This is a genomic window from Streptomyces sp. NPDC058464 (assembly GCF_042721035.1).
GTDB lineage: Bacteria > Actinomycetota > Actinomycetes > Streptomycetales > Streptomycetaceae > Streptomyces.
This window is the reverse complement of the sequence record NZ_JBHXMA010000001.1, coordinates 318,774-337,844: the sequence shown is the minus strand read 5'-3', so window position 1 is coordinate 337,844 and position 19,071 is coordinate 318,774. Positions and strand designations below refer to the sequence as shown.

26 protein-coding genes are annotated in these 19,071 nt (G+C 68.1%); 12 read left to right on the top strand and 14 right to left on the bottom strand.

The window, feature by feature from the left end; translation table 11 throughout:
- Positions 1-459 (bottom strand): hypothetical protein, encoded by a 459-nt coding sequence (locus ACFWPQ_RS01660; protein WP_384028817.1) that lies wholly within the window; start codon positions 457-459, stop codon positions 1-3.
- A gap of 89 nt (positions 460-548) precedes the next feature.
- On the opposite strand from ACFWPQ_RS01660, the gene ACFWPQ_RS01655 reads away from it, so the two are divergent.
- The 4 genes from ACFWPQ_RS01655 to ACFWPQ_RS01640 are packed head-to-tail and all read left to right on the top strand — an operon-like array spanning position 549 to position 6,712.
- Positions 549-2,195: a hypothetical protein gene (locus ACFWPQ_RS01655; protein ID WP_384028815.1), complete on the top strand. Its 1,647-nt coding sequence runs from the start codon at positions 549-551 to the stop codon at positions 2,193-2,195.
- 3 nt (positions 2,196-2,198) lie between these two features.
- The gene (locus tag ACFWPQ_RS01650; protein ID WP_384028813.1) at positions 2,199-5,123 is read left to right on the top strand and encodes a hypothetical protein; all 2,925 of its coding nucleotides are present in this window, start codon (positions 2,199-2,201) and stop codon (positions 5,121-5,123) included.
- A gap of 22 nt (positions 5,124-5,145) precedes the next feature.
- Positions 5,146-5,670, top strand: a complete 525-nt coding sequence (locus tag ACFWPQ_RS01645; RefSeq protein ID WP_384028811.1) for a hypothetical protein — start codon at positions 5,146-5,148, stop codon at positions 5,668-5,670.
- Complete coding sequence (locus ACFWPQ_RS01640; RefSeq protein ID WP_384028809.1) at positions 5,663-6,712, top strand: hypothetical protein; 1,050 nt, start codon at positions 5,663-5,665, stop codon at positions 6,710-6,712. Before ACFWPQ_RS01645 ends, ACFWPQ_RS01640 begins: the two co-directional genes overlap by 8 nt.
- Here the strand turns inward: ACFWPQ_RS01640 and ACFWPQ_RS01635 are convergent.
- The 13 genes from ACFWPQ_RS01635 to ACFWPQ_RS01575 all read right to left on the bottom strand — a co-directional run bounded on the left by ACFWPQ_RS01635 (position 6,709) and on the right by ACFWPQ_RS01575 (position 13,761).
- Positions 6,709-6,936: a hypothetical protein gene (locus ACFWPQ_RS01635; protein WP_384028807.1), complete on the bottom strand. Its 228-nt coding sequence runs from the start codon at positions 6,934-6,936 to the stop codon at positions 6,709-6,711. The genes ACFWPQ_RS01640 and ACFWPQ_RS01635 overlap by 4 nt on opposite strands.
- Positions 6,933-7,142, bottom strand: a complete 210-nt coding sequence (locus ACFWPQ_RS01630) for a hypothetical protein (protein ID WP_384028805.1) — start codon at positions 7,140-7,142, stop codon at positions 6,933-6,935. Before ACFWPQ_RS01630 ends, ACFWPQ_RS01635 begins: the two co-directional genes overlap by 4 nt.
- Positions 7,139-7,483, bottom strand: coding sequence for a hypothetical protein (locus ACFWPQ_RS01625; RefSeq protein ID WP_384028803.1), 345 nt, complete (start codon positions 7,481-7,483; stop codon positions 7,139-7,141). Before ACFWPQ_RS01625 ends, ACFWPQ_RS01630 begins: the two co-directional genes overlap by 4 nt.
- Complete coding sequence (locus ACFWPQ_RS01620; protein WP_384028801.1) at positions 7,480-8,121, bottom strand: glycosyltransferase family 2 protein; 642 nt, start codon at positions 8,119-8,121, stop codon at positions 7,480-7,482. The genes ACFWPQ_RS01625 and ACFWPQ_RS01620 overlap by 4 nt, the downstream gene beginning before the upstream one ends.
- On the bottom strand, positions 8,093-8,335 hold the full coding sequence (locus tag ACFWPQ_RS01615) for a hypothetical protein (RefSeq protein WP_384028799.1): 243 nt from the start codon (positions 8,333-8,335) through the stop codon (positions 8,093-8,095). Before ACFWPQ_RS01615 ends, ACFWPQ_RS01620 begins: the two co-directional genes overlap by 29 nt.
- Positions 8,336-8,337: 2 nt before the next feature.
- A complete protein-coding gene (locus ACFWPQ_RS01610; RefSeq protein WP_384028797.1) occupies positions 8,338-8,919 on the bottom strand; it encodes a methyltransferase domain-containing protein in 582 nt (193 codons plus the stop codon).
- The gene (locus ACFWPQ_RS01605; RefSeq protein ID WP_384028795.1) at positions 8,919-9,614 is read right to left on the bottom strand and encodes a glycosyltransferase family 2 protein; all 696 of its coding nucleotides are present in this window, start codon (positions 9,612-9,614) and stop codon (positions 8,919-8,921) included. The genes ACFWPQ_RS01610 and ACFWPQ_RS01605 overlap by 1 nt, the downstream gene beginning before the upstream one ends.
- On the bottom strand, positions 9,611-10,261 hold the full coding sequence (locus ACFWPQ_RS01600; RefSeq protein WP_384028793.1) for a 2OG-Fe(II) oxygenase: 651 nt from the start codon (positions 10,259-10,261) through the stop codon (positions 9,611-9,613). Before ACFWPQ_RS01600 ends, ACFWPQ_RS01605 begins: the two co-directional genes overlap by 4 nt.
- 115 nt (positions 10,262-10,376) lie before the next feature.
- Positions 10,377-11,171, bottom strand: a complete 795-nt coding sequence (locus tag ACFWPQ_RS01595; protein WP_384028791.1) for a glycosyltransferase family 4 protein — start codon at positions 11,169-11,171, stop codon at positions 10,377-10,379.
- Between the two features lie 278 nt (positions 11,172-11,449).
- On the bottom strand, positions 11,450-11,722 hold the full coding sequence (locus ACFWPQ_RS01590; RefSeq protein WP_384028789.1) for a hypothetical protein: 273 nt from the start codon (positions 11,720-11,722) through the stop codon (positions 11,450-11,452).
- Positions 11,719-12,174 carry a hypothetical protein gene (locus ACFWPQ_RS01585; RefSeq protein WP_384028788.1) on the bottom strand — a complete coding sequence of 152 codons (456 nt, stop codon included), beginning with the start codon at positions 12,172-12,174 and terminating at the stop codon, positions 11,719-11,721. The genes ACFWPQ_RS01590 and ACFWPQ_RS01585 overlap by 4 nt, the downstream gene beginning before the upstream one ends.
- Positions 12,171-12,689, bottom strand: a complete 519-nt coding sequence (locus ACFWPQ_RS01580; protein ID WP_384028786.1) for a hypothetical protein — start codon at positions 12,687-12,689, stop codon at positions 12,171-12,173. The genes ACFWPQ_RS01585 and ACFWPQ_RS01580 overlap by 4 nt, the downstream gene beginning before the upstream one ends.
- 1 nt (position 12,690) lies before the next feature.
- Entirely contained in the window at positions 12,691-13,761 is a 1,071-nt protein-coding gene (locus ACFWPQ_RS01575) for a hypothetical protein (RefSeq protein WP_384028784.1), read from the bottom strand.
- Positions 13,762-13,956: 195 nt separating this feature from the next.
- Between ACFWPQ_RS01575 and ACFWPQ_RS01570 the strand changes: the two genes are divergently transcribed.
- Genes ACFWPQ_RS01570 through ACFWPQ_RS01535 form a run of 8 tightly spaced genes read left to right on the top strand, consistent with a single transcriptional unit; the run spans position 13,957 to position 18,908 of the window.
- A complete protein-coding gene (locus ACFWPQ_RS01570) occupies positions 13,957-14,889 on the top strand; it encodes a hypothetical protein (protein ID WP_384028782.1) in 933 nt (310 codons plus the stop codon).
- A 2-nt stretch (positions 14,890-14,891) separates the two neighbouring features.
- Positions 14,892-15,821 carry a peptidoglycan-binding protein gene (locus ACFWPQ_RS01565; RefSeq protein WP_384028780.1) on the top strand — a complete coding sequence of 310 codons (930 nt, stop codon included), beginning with the start codon at positions 14,892-14,894 and terminating at the stop codon, positions 15,819-15,821.
- Positions 15,822-15,846: 25 nt separating this feature from the next.
- Positions 15,847-16,173, top strand: coding sequence for a hypothetical protein (locus ACFWPQ_RS01560; protein WP_384028778.1), 327 nt, complete (start codon positions 15,847-15,849; stop codon positions 16,171-16,173).
- A 31-nt stretch (positions 16,174-16,204) separates the two neighbouring features.
- On the top strand, positions 16,205-16,471 hold the full coding sequence (locus tag ACFWPQ_RS01555) for a hypothetical protein (RefSeq protein WP_384028776.1): 267 nt from the start codon (positions 16,205-16,207) through the stop codon (positions 16,469-16,471).
- On the top strand, positions 16,468-17,130 hold the full coding sequence (locus ACFWPQ_RS01550; RefSeq protein WP_384028774.1) for a collagen-like protein: 663 nt from the start codon (positions 16,468-16,470) through the stop codon (positions 17,128-17,130). Before ACFWPQ_RS01555 ends, ACFWPQ_RS01550 begins: the two co-directional genes overlap by 4 nt.
- Positions 17,130-17,576, top strand: a complete 447-nt coding sequence (locus ACFWPQ_RS01545) for a hypothetical protein (protein ID WP_384028772.1) — start codon at positions 17,130-17,132, stop codon at positions 17,574-17,576. The genes ACFWPQ_RS01550 and ACFWPQ_RS01545 overlap by 1 nt, the downstream gene beginning before the upstream one ends.
- 15 nt (positions 17,577-17,591) lie before the next feature.
- A complete protein-coding gene (locus tag ACFWPQ_RS01540) occupies positions 17,592-18,626 on the top strand; it encodes a hypothetical protein (protein WP_384028770.1) in 1,035 nt (344 codons plus the stop codon).
- Positions 18,627-18,629: 3 nt separating this feature from the next.
- Complete coding sequence (locus tag ACFWPQ_RS01535; RefSeq protein WP_384028768.1) at positions 18,630-18,908, top strand: hypothetical protein; 279 nt, start codon at positions 18,630-18,632, stop codon at positions 18,906-18,908.
- Positions 18,909-19,071: the final 163 nt, after the last annotated feature.

Sequence of the window (19,071 nt, the reverse complement as noted above, 5' to 3'; positions counted from 1 at the left end):
TCACTCGGCCTGCTTGAGCCAGGCGTCCAAGGTGGGGCGGCTGATGCCGAGCGCCTCGGCGGCGGCCGCCTTGGTGGCTCCGCGGTCGAAGGCCTGCCGGGCGAGGGTGAGTTTGTCCTGATGGGTTCGGGCGGCGGCTCGTTCCTCGGCCGCTACGAGGGTTTTGATCTCGTCGAGTTTGGCGAGCATGGCGTCGTCGCGGGCGATCTGCTGCCGTTGCCCGATGGCGCATTCGATTTCCATGCGGATCCAGAGCAGCAGGTCGGCACGGGTGGTGGCCTCATCAGTGGCGACTTGGAGCTTGCCGCCGATGGTGAGGTCTTCGAGGTACCGGTCGACGACGACGGCTGGGGCGAGTGTGCCGTCGATGAGCTCGTTGAGCTCGTCGGCGGTGACGTAGTCCTGCAGGCCGGGGCCTTCGAAGTTCAGCAGGTCGGCGACGTCGGCGTAGGTCTTCATGGCATCCCCCTCAGTTACGTAAAGCAACCTTACATCAGGCATTGGGTCGACGTAAAGCGATTTTACATCACTGGTCGAGGGGAGTAGTAATGGCCCAGTACGCGTGGGGAGACACCACCCTCGGACGCATCCCCCTCAGGGAGACGTTCGGTGCCACCGAGGCCGGCGCCGACGACCGCACGCTCGACCTGGACGGGCAGGAGTCGTACCCGCCGCTCACCCGCGCTCAGGTCATCGCCCGGCACGACGGCATCAACGCGCTGGTGACCGGGCAGCTGGTGCAGGCGACGTTCACGGACAAGCCGGAACGCAACGGCTACTACACCGTCAAGGCCGCCAGCAGTACGTACACCGAGTACCGCAACGAAGCCGTCACCGCCGACTGGAAAGTCACGCTGGAGAGAGTCGGCTCCGACTCCGAAACCGACCTCCAGTCCAGGCTCACCGGAGCAGTCCGGTTGAACGACTTCTCCCTGACTGGCGAGCGCTGGCATGCGCCGGCGATCGGCCATTACGGCTACTACACCGGCGCCACCAACCCCACCACGATGACCCGCACCGGCGCCGACGGCACCATCACCGTGTACCGCGGTGTCCCGGCGAACATCAGCCCGCGGTGGGGCTGCGATCCGACCAGCTACCAGAGCGGCCGCGTCCGCGTCACCACGACCGGCTCGCAGGAGGTGTACGGCGTCGACGTACCCCTCTCCGCGACCGGTTGGTCGCTCACGAACGGGCTGGTCAACATCACGCCGTCCGCGTCGGCGACCTTCGATGTTCAGGCGTACACCGGGGGCGCCTACCGCTCGAAGCTGTGGAACACCTCGGTTGCCGGCTCCGGGTCCTCGATCGCCGCGTTCGACAAGGCGACGCTGCTCCGCAACGACCCTGAGATGGTGATCGTCCGCCTCATCGAATCCCTGAACCCAGGGCGCGCCACCCTGGATCTCACCCTGCGCCGTGGCTCCCGATTCGTCGAGGGCTACCTCCAGGTCGGCACCAGCGCCACGCTCGCCGTCTACCGCAGCAGCCTGGAAACCAACACCTCCGCGGCCGCATCCGGGTACGTGACCGCGACCGCCGACGACTCCGACGGCAACGTCTTCGCATGCGGCTCAGCCCGCGCGTTCACCGCCCACCCCAACGGCGGCATCATCAAGAGCAGCGCAACGAGCATGGACTTCTGGATCGGCGCCGTCGCCTCCCAGACCACCCTCAACAGCAACCCCACCTTCGAGACTGATACCTCCGGGTGGACCGCCACCAATGCCACCCTCACCCGCTCCAACGCCCAAGCCAAGTACGGCTCCTGGTCCGGGCTGCTCACCTCCACCGCGGGCGCCTCGCCGCGCGCCGAAGCCGCCAAGGCCACCGTCACGGCAGGATCGAGCTATCGGGCGTCCGGCTGGCTGTACGCGCCCTCAGCGATCGCCTCCGGGGTCGCCGTCAACATCAACTGGTACGACGGCTCGAACGTCTACATCTCCACCTCGTCGAACAACACCACCCCGGCCAGCGGCGCCTGGTTCTTCATGGACGTCTCGTTCACCGCCCCAGTCAACGCCGCCTCGGCCGGGATCTTGTTCACCATGAACGGCACACCCGGTGCCGGCGTGTTGCTGTACGGCGACGACATCCGTTTGCGCGCGGCCACGCCGTCTGGGGATGCGGCAACGGATCTGCGGAACATGTACATCGGCGCGATGCCGGAAGCCGTCTACGGCGTAAGGAGGTAGACGGTGTCGGTCAGCGAGGTTCTCAAATCCCTCGGCTCGTGGGAGGTCAAGCTCCAGCCGAATACCCCCCGCGACGTCCTCGACCTGCTGGATTACTTCGGCCACGTCGCGATCATCCCGGGTCGGCTCGACCCGCTGCAGTACGGCGACAACCTCCTCACCACCGCCCGCTACGTCGGCGTCCTCCGCACCCGTACCATCGGCGACGACGGCCGCACGAACGCCTCCCAAGACGACCTGTCGGTTGGCGGCGTGGGGATGGCGTTCTGGCTCGGCGACGAGGACGGCAAGGGCTCGGTGTACGAGAACGCCGTCGAACCCGCAAGCGCCTCATTCTCGGCCGCCATCACCATGCTCCTCCCGGCGTCCGGGGCGGTGACGGCCGGCACCCTGTACTCGGTGGCTGGCCTGTACTCGGGTCATCACCAGTACGAGTCGCCGCGCGCGGCGATCACTTACGTGTGCGACACCATGTCCACCACCAGCGTGCCCGTGAGCTGGCGGGTCAACGGCAGCGGCACCCTGGATGCGGGGCCCGAGAGCAATCTGTTCGTGACGGAACCGACGTGCGTGATCATGGCGACGGAGTCCGGTGAGGACATGGCCCTCCGCGCGCTGCCTGGGAGCATGGACGTCACCCGGGACGTCGAGGACTACACCACGAGAGTCGTGCTCCTGGCTGAGGGCGACGGGACGAGCATCGCGACCGGGGCCGCGGACATCAGCCCGGCGACCTCGTACAAGGACGTCCACGGAAACACGCTCAAGCTCACCCGGCTGGTCTCCGAGTCGGACACGGCGACCGCCAACGCGGCCACACGCGCCCAGCTGGCGCTGTCGCAGTACACGTCCACCCGGAACGCCCTCACGCTGTCGACGGCCGACTACGACGTGCACGGCACGTTCCAGGTCGGCGACCACGTCTGGGTGTACGACCCCGACTCCGGACTCGTCGACACCGCCACCGAGATCACGTTCCGGGGGCAGCGACTCAACCCGCTGAAACTTCAGGTGACCGAGACCCAGTGGTCCGTCACCGACCAGTACACGGTCGCCTACCGGTCCGCGGCCGGCGTGTGGACGGATCTCACGCAGTACGTGGAGTGGGAGACCGACAGCACGTCGACGGTGACCGTCGGGGACTTCTCCCGGCAGCTCACCAACTCCAGCGTGGAGCCGGTCGGGTCCCGGCCGAACGCGGACACGAGCGTGCCTGGGCAGCCGGTGTTCGTCACCCCGTTCACGGGGGTCGCCTATTTGGACAGCAGGGGTTTCACCCGGGCGCGGGTCGTCCTCAACTGGAACGCCCCGCTGAACATCGACGGCTCGACTGTGCTGGACGGAGATCACTACGAGATCCGGTACGCCGTCGACACCGACATGATCTACCCGGCGACCTGGGCTGCCGTCTCGCAGGTCCGCTGGCAGGACTTGCAGATCTGGGCGCAGCCTTTCGCCGCCCCGACTGGGCAGTGGCAGACGATGGTCGTCAACTGGGACACCACGACCGCGCAGATCCAAGATCTCAGCCCCGGTATCGGCTACGACATCCAGATCCGGGCCGTCGACACCACCGGCAACGCGGGCGCATGGAGCGGCACGACGACGTTCGTGGCGAGCTCGGACAACATCCCGCCGAGCACGCCGGCCGCGCCGTCGGTGGCCGGGTCGCGGATCGCGGTGCAGGTGACGCACACGCTCGGCGTGAGTTCGGGTGGGACATTCAACTTGGAGTCCGACCTGGACCACCTGGAGATCCACGTCTCCTATGAGCCCGGGTTCACACCGGACACGACCACCCTGAAAGGGAAAGCCCTCGCGACGGCTGGGATGATCCAGGCGCAGATCCCGGTGGTGTTCACAGCCCAGGTGGAGGAGACATCCGCCCGGTACGTGCGCGTCGTAGCCGTGGACAAGACCGGCAACAAGAGCGGGCCGTCCGATGCGGCGACGGCGACCGCGCTGCTGATCGACGACGCGCACATCTCCGACCTGACCGTCACGAAGGTCACGGCGGGCACGATCAGCGCAGACTGGATCGTCGGCGCTCGCATCAAAACCGCCGACACCGGGCCCCGCGTCGAACTGAACTCCGCCGGCCTGCAGACCTACAACGCGTCCGGCACGCAGACCGTGAACATCGCCGCTGCTGACGGCTCGGTGTCGATCATCGGCACCCTGCAGAGCGGCACCTCCGGTAAACGCCTGGTGATCAACCCGACCAGTACCTTCCTCCCTGAGGTGCGCTTTTACGCAAACAACGGCACCGACTACGGCTACATCAACGCCGTCTCCTCCGGCTCCGACGTCAACCTCGGCCTGAACTCAAGCCAGTTCGACGACGGCGGCGGCACGCAGGTCATCTCCCGCGCCTACCTCAACACGTCCAATGCGGAACTCGCAGTCATCCGCGCCGACAACCAGAACCGCTACGGCGGATTCGTCTGGGCAGGCGTGGGCGCCCTGTATGCAGGCTTCAACCGGGCGAACGTCGACGGCGGTCTGCTGTACGCCGACATCTCACAGACGTCACTGGCCTTCATGAGCGGAGGCGTCCAGCAAGGCCAGATCTACGCCGACGCATCGAAGGGACGTGTCGGCTGGAACCCCAGCGACGCCACCGGTAACTACCTGGACTTCGTCAGCAACCGCACCCGGCACGTCGGCGCCTGGGCCGACTACATCTCCGCAAGCAGCACGGATGGGATCTTCACCGCCAACCAGGCGTTCGTCACCGCAGGCGATACCAGCCTCACCCTGTCCTACGGGGCGAGCATGACCAACGTGATGGCGCCCATAGTGACGTTCCGACACCCGTCACTGCGCACCTGGCAAGTCACCGCGTCCTCCGTGACGGCATTCACGGTCTCGTGCGGCACGTCGTCCGGTACCCCTTCGATCGGCGTCTGGAGTATCCGCTTTGCCTGAACGCATCCTCAGCATCGACTTCGTGACCCAACGAGCCAGCAGCGGCGGGGCGCTCTGGGCTGTCCACCACGTCGACCAGGACGGCAGCGGCGGCGGCCACATCTTCCCCGCGGAGACCGTGGACTGGCGGGCCGCCGAGTACGGGCTCACCGACATCGACGAGATCCTCGACGTCATCCTCCATGAACCCCACCTCCCGGACATCGTGGACCGGGACGATGCCGCACTTCGTGCCGGATGGGTCACCAGCTACACCGCAGGTGCCGAGCCGATCACCCTGTTCACCGCCAGCTCCACCAGTGACGCGTATGCCGCGCACCGGATCCGGATCGACGACACCAAGGAGACCCGGGTCCTGGTGGCCGCACCCGGCAGGGGCCGGAATCAGCTGGACGTGATCCGCCGTCGCGGTGTCGACAAGGCCAGCGTGCGGGCCAAGCGGGAGCTGGTGGACACGCACCGCTGGCAGCTCATCTACGGGGCCCTGCCTGTGGCGCCGCCGCCTTTGATCCCTGCTTCGTCGACGTTGGAGGTTCCCCGTGCCTGACCCGTCTACCACTCGGCTCGCGCTCTACATGTCGAAGAGCGACGGGTCTGAACTGGTCAACTACAGCCAGGACCTGGGCCAGAACTGGACGAAGGTCGACGCGGCCGTGGGCTTCCAGGCCGCCACTTCGTCTACGCGGCCGTCTTCGCCGTACTCCGGCAAGGCGATCATGGAGACCGACACCAGCTACCGCACCTACTTCTCCAACGGCACGGCACCCGCATCCGCATCCTGGGTGGAGATCCCCAACAGCTCGGCCACCTTCAGCAACAGCCTGAAGATGAGCCAGGGCAAACAGATCAACTTCGGCGCGTCTGGATCCACGGCCTACTTCGCCGTCCTCACCACCGCCACCGGCGACGACGTCCTCACCGCCCGCATCACCGGCGACACCGCCAGCAGGTTCCTCCTCGAAGCCGACGGCGGCCTCAGCTGGGGACCCGGCGGATCCACCGCCCCCGATACGACCTTCACCCGCACCGCCACCGGCCGGCTCACCCTCGCCGGCACGAACGCCGCCCTGACCATCGGCACCGCCACCTTCCGCCCCAGCCTCTCCAGTGGGCCCACGACGGTCGCCAACACGACAACCGAGACGGTCATCGCCACCGGCACCATCCCCGCGGGCGACGCAGTGGCCGGCGCCCTGTACAAACTCACCGCCTACGGAGTCGCCAGCAGCACCGGCACCCCGAACTTCACCATGACCGCGCGTCTCGGAGGCGTGGCTGGCACCAGCCTCTGCGTCATCGGGCCTTCCGCCACCGGCACCGCCATCTCCGGCCGGCCATGGCGCGCCGACATCTACCTCCGCTGTGTCAGCACGGGTGCGTCGGCGTCGTGGTCGCCGATGCTGACCGTCTACCACAACCTGACGACGGCGGCGCAGACCGGCAACAACATCCAGATCCCCAACAGCGCGGCGAACGTCACCGTGGACTCGACGGTGTCGCAGGCGCTCGTGCTCACCTGGACGTGGGGTACGGCGTCCTCGTCGAACACGGCGACGTGCACCGCTGTCGACTTCGAGCGGGTGGCTTAGGCGCGTTCCTGGTTGGGGTAGGCGGGGACGGTAGCGAGGTCGGGGCCTGCGGGGGTGGGGTCGGTGGCGGCGGTCATGAGCTGTTCGTTCTCGGCGCGGGCGGCGGCGAGGTCGCGTTCGAGTCCGGCGACTTGGGCGCGGAGGAGGACGTTCTCGTCGGCGATCTCGCCGTGCCTCTTACGGAAGGCGTCGAGGGCGTCCTCGATGCTGATCTGCTTGTTCATCGCTGCTCCTTGGGGTGGATAGCTTGGTCCCAACTGGTGCTGTCGGGGTGGGCGCTGGTGGCGTGGCTGGCGGTGAGCGCGAGTACAGCGCGCGTGAGGGCTTCGAGACGGCGCGCGTTGGCGGTCTGCGGGTCGCCTTCGGCGTCGTACCTGTCGGCGGACGCGAGGAGTTGTTCAGCCTCGGAGTACTGCTCCGGGCCTGTCACGTTGCCGCCTTGTTGATCAGCCGCGCGATCGCGAGGGCGTGCTGCGCGTCCTCAGGCAGCGCTGCGTCCTCACGAAGGTCGATGCCGACCCACGTGCCCAGCCACTTGGCGATGGCCTCGCCGACGCCGGGGTGCATGAGCGCCGCGAACATGGCGTTGAGCGGCCCGTTGTGGTCGTTGCTGAACGTGGCAAGGATCTTCCCGCCGCCGACGAGGCGGTGGTCGCAGTCGTCGCCCCACCGCCTGTTGGGGTCGTCCGCAGCCCACGGGCCGTCGGACGCGTCGTGGACGGCGCCACGAAGCACGGTGATCGCAGCGGAGAGCTCCTCGGCCGGAGTCATGTCCGCCTCGCTGCTGCGTCGCCGCGCCCCGGCTGCCCAGAGCTGTTACCCCGATGATGCGTCCATGCCCAGCTTCTCCTCGGCGCGTGGTAGAACTTCGCCCCGGCCGCCGCGCACTCCACGGTGAACTGGAAGTCTTCGCCGTAGTGCTGCCCGTCGATGAGCTGGCCCTCGGGGACGTCGCGGAAGCCGATCGCCTTCGCAAGCTCTGTCCGCACGAGAGTGGTGATCGTCGTCTGGTGCGGCTTCGCCGGATTGAAGGACTTCCCGAAGTGCCCGAGCGGATCGTTCTGCGGCCATGGCTTCCCGTCGGGGAAGTGCACGCAGTAGTAGCTGTAGGTGTAATCCGCCTTGAAGATCTTCGCGCCCAGGGCGAGGACCCGCAGGTGCTCCGGGTAGAAAAAATCGTCCGAGTCCAGGAAGCTGACCCACTCGGTGGTCACCGCGTCCAGCGCCCGCTGCCGGGTGACTGCCGCCCCGTCGCCGTCCTCATCGATCGCGATGCTGATGTCAGCGGCCGGGAGTAGCTGCGCCTTCACGCTGGCCACCGCCCGGTCGAGCATGCCGTTCTCCACCCGCGCCCGGTGCGCGGGGATGACCACGGTGATCTCAGGAACCTGCACGGCCGCCCCCGGCATCCCGCTCCATCAACAGCTGCTTCAGGTACAGTGCCCCGTCCACCAGCTCCTCGTAGGCGTCCTGGAGCGCGTCCCTGCCGTTGTCCGGCTGGAGATGCGTGCCGTACTTGACCCGGCGCCGCTCGCAGAGTTCCTCGATGTCCGCGATCAGAGCGTCCTTCACGAACGGCTCGTTGTTGTGACGCGGCATCGGCTGATCGGTGTCCATTCCCATGGTCATACCTTCCTGTTGCGGGCGGCGCTCACAGCCGCCACCGCCCCGGTCGTGCGAAGTCGTGCTGCCACCCCCTGAGCCCGCGCATACGCATCCCCAGGCGACGGCCGAAACTCCACAACCGCCTCACGGAACAGGCCCTCCAGCACGTCCGCGAGCGCAGCCGGCGCCACGTTCCCGTACCACTCGCCCGGCGCCGGAAGCGGAGCCCCGGAAGCGCCGTGCTGAGGCCGCCCCGTTGATGCGCACGTCACGAACAGCAGCTCCGGGCCACCAGGCTCCAACGCCTGCGATGCCGTCCGAAGGATCAACGCCCACTTCTCGACGTGCTCCAGAACCTCGGTGCACACCACCAAGTCGAAGGTCGTCATGGTCTCCGGCCACGGGCGGGTGCAGTCGAACACCAAGTCCACTCCCGGGCCCGGTGCGATGTCGATACCGGACCAGCGGGCGTTCGGCAGGAGGTCGCGGATGCCGCCGTTGATGTCCCGGCCGCCGAGATCCAGGACCCGCCACCGCGCCGACAGATCCAAGCCGGACGCCGCCAGTTGGCGGGTGAGCCCGTCGCGTGCTTCAGGGTGCATTACCAGGGCGCCTTTCCCCAACGGTTGATGAACGTCTCCCGATCCCGGCGGGTCTGCTCCACCAGTTCCGGCCGGGCGTTGGTCTGTACGTCGGGGGCTCGGTGCTCGACAGGGATGCCGGGGACGAGGAGCGCGCCACTCTGCTGCCGGGCCCGCCAGTCCAGGTCATCATCGCCGAACCACCAGGCTAGGGACTCGTCCGCCCGGAGCCCGGTCTCACCGCGCAGCATGAACGCGTACCCGGTGATCCGCTGCCCCAGCGGCACCGGACCCGGCTCGGTGTGCAGGATCTCCTCGCTGCCGCCCGCCTGGTCCGGGTATGCCATGGCCGCGCCCGTCGCCCGCATCCGCTTGCCCAACGTATGCACGAAGTCTGGCGGACAGACGACGTCATCGTTGACGACGAGGACATCCCACGTCTCCCACCCGGAACCGCCACGGTCCTGAAGTCGCTGAATGTCGGCAGCGACCCAGTCGAGACCGAGGTTCCACAGCTTGCTGATGTTCGGCGGATCCTGGGGCCACCGCAGGACCGTCACCCACTTTTCCCACCGGCAGGTGTCCACGGGGGGTGTGCTGCCGTTGTCGATGACCACGACGCCGCAGACCTGCGGGCTGGCCAGGAGGCTGTCGATGCAGTCGGCGAGCATGCCGGGCCGGTTGCGGGTCGGGATCACCGCGTAGGCGGCTGTCACTGTCCGCCCCAGATGGTGGTGTGCGACGGCGCGGTCTCCTCACGTAGCGGCGCGTAGTAGTACACCGCGAGACTCCGCCGCCAGTGGTCGCCGACGATCGGGTCCGGATGCCCATGCCACGACTCCGCGCCACACGCGAACAACACCGTCCGATTGAACCGCGGCAGCACCTCAACCTCCTGGCCCTGCCCGAGGTACAGGACACCGCCCCACTCCCGCTCCCACTCCTCGTTCAGGAACACCAGCAGGTTCAGCCTGCGCTCCAGCGGCAGGGCGGGGTGACGGTTGAAGTCCCGGTGCATGGCGAGCCGGCCGCCTTCGCCGGTCATGTGCATTCCGCCACCAAGGTCGTCCGCGGTGAGCGGCCCGATCCCGGTCGCCTCTTCCAGCGCACGGCATACCTTCTCCGAGCGGGCGGTGTCGAAGAAGGCACGGGTCGCTGGGCCCCACATGTTGGAGGCGCCGGCCCGCTTGCCGCGTTCCTTGGGGTCGGGGTAGCTGATCCAGCGGGGGTCGTGGCCGGGCGGGAACTCGGCGGCGCAGGCGCGAAGGATGTCCGAGTTCCACGCGTTGTCGATGACGGCGTGCGGGAACGGGCTGGCCGCGTTGAACTTGGCGGCGTCGAGGCTGATCAGGTCAGTCAGCACGCCTCCTCCTCCGTCGTGCGGGTGGGGGCGCGGTGTCCGCAGGAGCAGCCGGGGTTCGAGCAGTGGGCTTCGGGCGGGAGGCCCTGGTCGGCGGCGTCGGCGCACTGGCGGCAGATCATCCGAGGATCGCTTTCTCCCAGGCCGGGGCGAGCCGGCTGATCGTGTACTGGCGGGCGTGCTCGCGGGCGGCCGCGCCCATCTCTGCGCGCATGGCCGGCTCGTTGGTGAGGGCGCGGAGATGCTGGGCCCACTCGTGGTCGCGGTGGACGAGGTAGCCGGTGACGCCGTGCTGCACGAAGTCCTCGTAGGGCCGGACGGCGGAGGCGACGACGGGTATGCCGAGGGCCGCGCATTCGGTGGCCTTCACCGGGCTCTTCGCGAGGTTGAAGACGTGCGGTAGGAGCGGTGCCACGCCGATCGTGTAGTCGACGACGCGGTAGTAGTCCTCGACGCTCTGCTGCCACGGCGTGAACCGGCGCCGCGGCGCGCGCAGGAGGGCGCCGTAGTCGTTGCCGATGCAGTGCAACTCCGTCTGCGGGTTCCGTTGGAGGAACCGGCGGATGTGCTGCCCGGTGTGGTCCCAGTCCATGTGGTGGGTGGCGCTGCCGCCCCATCCGATGGTGATGGTGCCGTCAGCCAGCTGTGGGGGCTGGTGGTCGAGGAGCCAGTCGGGGACGGCGTTGGGGATGACGTGGACGTTCGGGTTGTACTGGCGGACGAGGTCGGCGAGCGGCTCGGTGGTGACGGTGACGGCTGCTGCGACCTGGATGTTGCGGATGATGTTGTCGCGGACGTCGGGGCGCGCGTAGTACTGGTGGGCGGCCGGGCTGCGGTGGTCGATGTTGAACAGGTCGTCATCGATCTCGTAGATCAGCTTCCGGCCTTCGGAGGCGAGGAGTTGCCACATCATGCTGGGGTTCGGGTCGCAGACCCGTTGTCCGACGACGACCGTGCCTCGGTTGTGGCGGACGGGCTGGGGTAGGCGGGTGCCTGCGCGGGTGGCGTGTCCGAGTGCGGCAATGCCTTGCATGGGGAGCCGAGCCCGGTAGTAGCCGCACCCTGCGTCGTCAGCGGCCCACGAAAACACATCGAGGACGGGGAGCCCGGCGAATGGGTCCTGCCAGTCGGGGCCGCGTAGGGCTGGGGGGATGGTGTACGCGGGGTGGAGTGGGGCGATGCTCTGCTGGGTCACGGCCCCTCCTTGTCGGGCGGCTGGAAGGCGGCGCGACACAGCTCGTAGAACTCGGCGCGGTCGGCGGTGACGACGTGGCCGCAGCGGAGGAATCTGATGACGATGGTGTCGTCGCTGATGCTGATGTCGAGTGCTGCTGGGCGCGCGCCGCAGGTAGGACAGTCGGTGAATGACGGCGGCGAGCTCTGGTTGCCTGCTGTCGCGCGCTGGCCGAGGCTGACGGCGATGGGTTGGAGTTGCTCGCGGTCGAGCGGGGTGGGCTCGGTCACGGTCGTCCTCCCCAGTTCGGTCCTCGGAGCGCGGCGGGGACGCGGCTGGTGTCCGGCATGGGGCCGCGCCGCTTCACCGTCGGTGGTTGTGGCCGGTCGAGTCCGGCGAGGATTTCCGCCGTCAGCCCATAGCCCTCGGCGAGTGCGTGGAGGGTGGGGCAGTCGTTGATGTTGGGGGTGAACGCGCCTTCTTCGTAGTCGACGTTGCAGCCGACGCAGTAGATGCTGCCGTCGCCGATGGTGCTATGTTCGGCGAGGATCTTCCGGTCGCCTGCGTAGCGCCTGCGCGTGGTGGCTGGGCCGTTGCATCCGCACGCGACGACGAACATGACGGCCGCGTCGTCGGTATCCCGGGTGGTGGCGCGGATCTTGCACTCGATGTCGTGCCACCGGTCGGCTCGCTGCTCAGCCGTGTCGACCTGCTGGGTGATCCAGCCGTGCAGGTCGGTCATCGCATGCCTCGCTGCCCCATGCGCGCGGCGCGGTCGAGTTCATGCCGGATGACGTCCGCGACGTCCTGCTTGGTGAGCGACCCATTAACGGTGATCGCTGTGTCGAGCTTCCGGTAGAGGCCCGCGAGTTCCCGCTGTCGTTCGCCGACTATCTCGATGAGCCTGCGCCACGTTGTGTCCCCGGACACGAGCAGCGCGCTGCACAGGTCGAGGCGGGTCCGTTCGTGCGCGTACACGATCTCGGCGGCCCCCGCCAGCTCCGGCTCGTCGCCCTCGGTCGAGAGGACGGTCATGGGCGGCGGCTCGTTCGCGGGGATGGTGACGGTCTCCCGGAACGAGAGGACCGCGCGGGCGCCGGTGAGTTCGGCGGTCTTCTCGAACTCGTCCACGATCCGTGTTTCCTCGCCGAAGCCTTGGACGTAGCGCATGGGCTCGTATTCGTCGATGACGAGGAGGAACGGTGGGCGTTCGTCGTTGATGCCGCTGGGGAGTTCGAGGATCTGCAAACGGGCCACGTCAGTCCACCTCCACGTCGAGTTCGTCGTCATCGACCGCAGGCAGGCCGTACCCGTACTTGGTCCGGTCGGCGGTCATCTGGGACGCGATCGCCGCAGCCGCCTCAGCGGGCCACGTGCGCCCTTCCACGGATCGGGCGCTCACGTCGACCCCCGACCCCAACACCTCGCCGCCGTGCAGCTTCGTCGGGATGCCGGGCCGGGTTGACCAGTCGACCGTCCACGCATCGAACCGCCGCCGGTTCCGTCCGTCAGTGCGTCGCTGCAACTTCAACCGGACTTCGTGGTCGTCGCCGTGCGGCATCCGGACCGTCACCGTGACCGGGTTGCCGACGTCCTCGTACTCGTACCGGGAGCGGCCGAAGAGGCGGTCGCGCGGGTCGAGTTTGATCGTGCCCCGCATCCACCACGGGTCGGCCTTCGACCACTCGTCGCGCTTGGCCCACAACTTCCAGTCGATGCCGCCGTGCTGGATGCCCAGCGAGATGACGCGTGACTGGTAGCCGGTCGGGTTGAAGCGCCGCTGTAGCCAGGTACCGAACCGTTCGGTGTGCAGGTAGATCGCGCCGAAGGGGTAGAGGCGGAGGTGCGCGGCGAGGGTGTGCTCACTGCCCGCGTTACCGATCTTCAGTTCGGCGTCCCAGCCGGGGAACGACTTCCCGATGATGAGCTGCCAGCCAACTTCGCCGGTCGACTTGGCGGGCCACGGGCCAGGAACCGGTTCGCGGTCGTAGAGCGGTAGGCCCTGTTCGGCGCGCTGCTCGATCTCGTCCTTCGACGGGTACGGGGGGCGGACTCCGTCGAGGGGACCGTCGTACCGGTCGCCGAGGTCCCAGCAGTCCGGGTCGAGTTGGCCTTGCGGATCAGGGCGGACGCCGCACCGGTCGCAGCACACCCAGCGGGCGCGGTCGCTGCTGTGCCTGGAGTTGTAGCCGTCGACGACGGCTCGATGCCCGAACAGGCGGCACAGGGGGATGAGGCGCGGCAAGCCAGAGATGAAGTAGCCGCGATTCAGGAGGGTGCCGGGACGTTCGCCGTCGCGTTCGCGGTAGTTGACCGAGAAACGGTGCATAGCTGCGACTCCTGTGCGGGTTCGTGCGGGTGGGTGCGGGTCCTGGTGCGGGCGGGAGCGCGACCCGCACGGTGCACGCTCCCGCCGCTGACCCCTCTGAGCGAAGAGTCAAAGTGAACTATAGCCTTCGATTCATAGGTTCAACTGGTATCCCAAGCTACGATCTGAAGGAACCTAGCTTGTGGGAGGACCCGCATGCCCAACCAACCCGCGTGGCCGCTCGGCAAAGCCCCGGCCCAACCCGCACGCCCACAGCTGCGGCTCTCACCCGTCCTCGACGACGCCAACCTCCCCGCCCCGCCCGAGACATGCGACTGGCAGGACGACCGGATCGTCTGGCCCATGTACGGCAACGCCGACTGGGGCGACTGCGTCTGGGCCGAGATCGGCCACGAGATCAACCAGCTCACCTACTACGCCACCGGCGACGAAGCCCAGCCGACCGACGCCGACATCCTCAAGGGCTACAGCGACGTCACCGGCTTCGATCCCAACGCGGGCACGCCCGGGGAGAACTCGACCGACAACGGCACCTACGTCCAGGACGCCATGAAGTACTGGCGGAAGACCGGCGTCGGCGGCCACAAGATCATCGCCTATGCATCGATCGACCCCAGCAACCTCGACCACGTCCGACTCGCCATCAGCCTGTTCGGATCCGTCTCCATCGGCATCCAGTTCCCCGACTCCGCGATGCGCCAGTTCAACGCGGGCCAGATCTGGGACGTCGTCCGCGGCGCGAAGAACGAGGGCGGTCACTGCATCCTCGGCGGCGCCTACGACAAGGAAGGCATCGGCCTCGTCACCTGGGGCGCCGAAACGAAGATGACCTGGCGGTTCTTCACGAAGTACGCCGACGAGGTCTGGGTGCCGCTCGACGAGGACGGACTCAACAAGGCAGGCCAGTACTTCACCGGCGTCGCCACGTTCTACGCGCTCGGCGGCCAGTTCGCCGCACTGACGGGCGAAACCAACCCGGTCCCCGCCCCACAGCCGACGCCGACCCCGGTGCCTTCCCCTCCTTCGCCGCCCGCTCCTTCTCCGGCTCCTGACCTCGATCCTCGACTGGTTCAGGTCGCGCAGCTGATGAGCGAGTGGGCGCACGACAACAACGTGACGGGAGCCTGACCATGACCGGCAGCGGCCCGCAGCTCTACCCCGGCGCCGACACCACTCACTGGTGGCAGGCGGAGTGGGGTGGCGACCTCATGGAGGTCAACGTTCTCGTCCTCCACACCACCGAAGGCATCGGCCTCCCCAACTACGACAACGGCTCGATGGCCCCCAACCTGACGGCCGTCGCCAACATGGCAGCGAAGAAGCTGAAGTGGTACCAGCACTTCGACATCGACCGCTCCAGCCGCGCCCTCCGCAACCTCGCAGGTGGCGTCCAGACCAACACCCTGAACGTCACCCAGGTCGAACTCGACGGCACCTGCGACTACACCAAGCGCACCAACTGGGGCAGCCGCATCGCTGGCAAGGACTACATCTACTGGGGCAACCCACCCGACTGGGCACTCCAGCAGCTCGCAGACTTCCTGGCCTGGCTCCACAAGAACCACAACGTCCCGCTGACCGGCCCGTCGATGTGGCTCACCTACGGCCCGGACACCCGTCGCCCCGGCATCACCCCGGCCTCCTACGGAGCCAGCCCGGCCCGCATGAGCTTCGCCCAGTGGAACGAGTTCAAGGGGATCTGCGGGCACCAGCACGTGCCGGAAAACGACCACGGCGACCCGGGCAGCCTGCCGTTCGCTCGGCTCATCGCGCTCGTCGGCGCCACGCAGCCGACCAAGCCCAAGCCGTCTTACGAGCTGTTCCCTGGCAGCAGCTTCTTCACCACTGGCCGCCGCTCGCCGATCATCGCGGCGATGCACAAGCGGCTCGTCGCTGAGGGCTGCAACAAGTACGCGTCCAGCAGCAACGCCGACGTGTGGGGGCCGGGCGATGTCCGCTCCTACGCCGCATGGCAGCGCCACCTCGGCTACGCGGGCAGCGGTGCCGACGGCATCCCCGGCAAGGCCTCCTGGGACAAGCTCCACGTCCCCAACGTCTGACCCATCCCCGAGAAACGAGACTCCGATGAACGTCAATCTCCCCGCCGCCTACTGGCTCGGGCTGCTCACCTCCGTCGTGCTGCCCGTGCTCGTCGGCCTGGTCACCACCAGAGTCACCAACGCCGGACTCAAGGCGGTACTGCTCCTCGCGCTCAGCACCGCGACCGGCTTCGTCACCGAGTACGCCGGCCCGCACGACGCCGGCTACAGCGTCGGCACCGCCGCGATCCTCGCGCTCGTCAGCTTCGGGACCGGCGTCCTCGCACACTTCGGACTGTGGAAGCCGACCGGAGTGTCCGGGAAGGCCCAGGACACGCTGGTGCGGTCCGGAACCCACGCCTCGGGCGTCTGATCCTGCCCACCTCGCGCGACCTGGAGCCTGCATGGACGCGGCCATGGTCACGGCGATAGCCGCACTCGTCGGCGCTCCCGTGGCCGGGCTGGCAGCCATGTACGGCACCCGAGGCGCGAACAGGGCAGCCCGGGAGGGCAGTGCAGTGACGGGCTTCAGCAGCCTCACCAACGAGCTCCAAGAGGAGCGCAAGGAGCTGCGTGAGGAGTTGCGCGCGGTGCGCATCGAACTCGCAGCGAAAGAGCTGGAGATCAACCGTCTCAAGCTGCTGCTTTCCCAGCACGGGATTCCGGTATGACCCGCGGCCAGCACGCCTGCTACCGGCGCCGCACCCTCCTGTGGACGATCGCCCTGCTGCTGTTCCTCGGCGGCGCGGTCGGCGTGTCCTGGCTGCTCGTTGACCGTAGCCGCCTCAACGACCAACTCGCCCACGAAGCCGACCTCCGCGGGCAGGCCGTATCCACCCTCGCCGGGGACGTGCGGGCGCTCCGCCAGCAGGTCAAGGCGGAGGGGAAGACCCCCGTCGCACCGGACCCGACCAAGGCTGTCAGCAACCTCCCAGACCGCGCCGAGGTTCCCGTCCCCATCCCGGGACCGCCTGGCCCGAAGGGCGACACCGGGGCGACGGGTGCATCAGGGAAGCCGGCACCGACCATCACGCCGGCGCCGGGTGCATCCGGGCAGCCTGGAGCTCCCGGGGCTACGGGCGTCCAGGGCGAGCCAGGGCCGGCGGGTCCTCAGGGTGAGCAGGGCCCGCAGGGCGAGAAGGGCGACAAGGGTGATCCGGGCCCAGCCTGCCCGGACGGCTACAGCCTCCAAGCCCCCAGCTACGACCCGGACGCACTTGTCTGCCGCAAGGACGGGGCGGCCGACCCGAGCCCCACTTCAGATCCGCAGAACCGCAGCCTGCTCGGCATCGCCGCGCTCACCATGACCGCTACGTACAGGAGGCTCTGATGGCCAACATCGTCTTCAACATCGCGCTGGGGAAGCTGGCCTACTACGCCGGCCTACCCGCAGCAAACGACTCCCTCGTCCTGATCGCCCTGGAGTCCAGCGGCCTGGAGACCGACGCCGTCCTCCGCGACAAGCACGACTTCGCTGCGGTGGTCGCAGGTACGACGAACGAGCAGACCACGGTCACCCGGAAGACGCTCGCGTCCGTGACCGTGACCGTCGACGACACCAACGACCGGGTCGCGCTCGACGCAGCAGACGTCGTCTGGACCGCCCCGACCGGCAACGCGATCGGCGCGCTCGTCATCGGCTACATCCCCGACACGACGACCCCGAGCGACTCGGCGATCATCCCGCTGACCAAGCACGACCTGACCTGGTCCCCAGACGGCAACAACTTCACCCTGAGCATTGCCGACTTCTTCCGGGCGAGCTCCACCGCGTAACGGGAGGAGCCCACCGTGACGAGCTTCAGCGACGACTTCAACCGCGCAGACAGCACCGACCTGGGCGCCAACTGGGTTGAGGTGTCCGGCGACTGGTCGATCTCCTCCCAGCAGCTCAGCCCGGGCGCTGCGGGCGGGACGATCATCCTGCGTGCCGCCACGGCGATGGTGTCGAACGACAACTTCGCGCAGATCACCATCACGGCCACCACCACAGCGAGCCAGGGCGTCTGGTGCCGCGGCAACTCAAACATCAGCCAGGGCTACCTGTGGCGGAACAATGGCTCGACCTGGGATCTCTTCAGCGTCGTCGGCGGCAGCTTCACCAACATCGGCACCTACTCGGCGGCGGCGGTCCCGGGCGACGTCGCGAAGATCCAGGCCGTCGGGTCGACGATCACGGGCTACGTCAACGGCGTCTCCCGCGTCTCGGTCACCAATACGGCTGTCACGACAGGCACCGCCGTGGGTGTCCGCTCCGACTCAGCGAGCGCGGTCCGCTACGACGACTTCTCCGCCGGGGACGTAACCTTCGGCGCAACGCTCGGGATCGCGTCGGAAGCCGGCAGTGCGCAGCAGCTCGCCGGCGCCAAGGCGGCGACGCTCGGGGTGGCCGGCGAAGCAGGTACAGCGCAGGCCTTGGCCGGCGCGAAGACCGCGGCGCTCGCGCCGGCCGCAGCAGTGGAGACGGCGCAGACCCTTGTGGGCGGCAAGTCAGCGACGCTCGGCACGGCCGGCACCGCCGAGTCCGCGCAGTCGCTCAGCGGAGCGAAGGCCGGCGTGCTCGTGCCGGCTGGCGAGCAGGGCACCGCGCAGGCTCTCGCTGGGGCGAAGTCGGCCGCGCTGGGGATCGCTGGTGTCGTGGAGACGGCGATGCCGCTGGTGGGCTCCAAGACCGCGACCCTGACGCCGGCCCTGGAGCTCGATACGGCGCGGCCGCTGACCGCCCCCTCCAGTGTCGTGCCGAGCCCGGAGCGCACGTACCGGATTCCCGCCGAGGTTCGGCTGCTGACTGTGGTTGCCGAGAACCGCACCCTGACAGTGAGGTAGGCCATGGCCGACAGCTTCATCAAGGACCCGTCCGCGCTCTTGGAGTACACGTGGGACTGGGGGCTGTGGCTTGCCGACGTGGACGACTCGATCAGCACTGCGACGGTCACGGTGCCTGATGGGCTCACGGCTGTCGGGTCGGCTGTCGTTGGTGACGGCATCGTGACGCAGCGGGTGTCGGGCGGGGACGTCGACGGCGCGTACACGCTGGTCTGCCAGATCACTACCGCTGGTGGGCTGATTGACGAGCGGTCGATCCACCTCACGATCAGCCAGAGGTAGCGCATAACGTTCCCTCAGGCGCTGCCGGTTGACCGTGGTCGACTCTCGATAACATGCCATATCGCGGGCGTTATTTGGGGTGATTGTCCGACTCTTCGGCGCGCCGTGAATCACCGTCGAGCGCACCTCGTTCGCGTCGCCGTCGGTTCACGTACCGATGCAG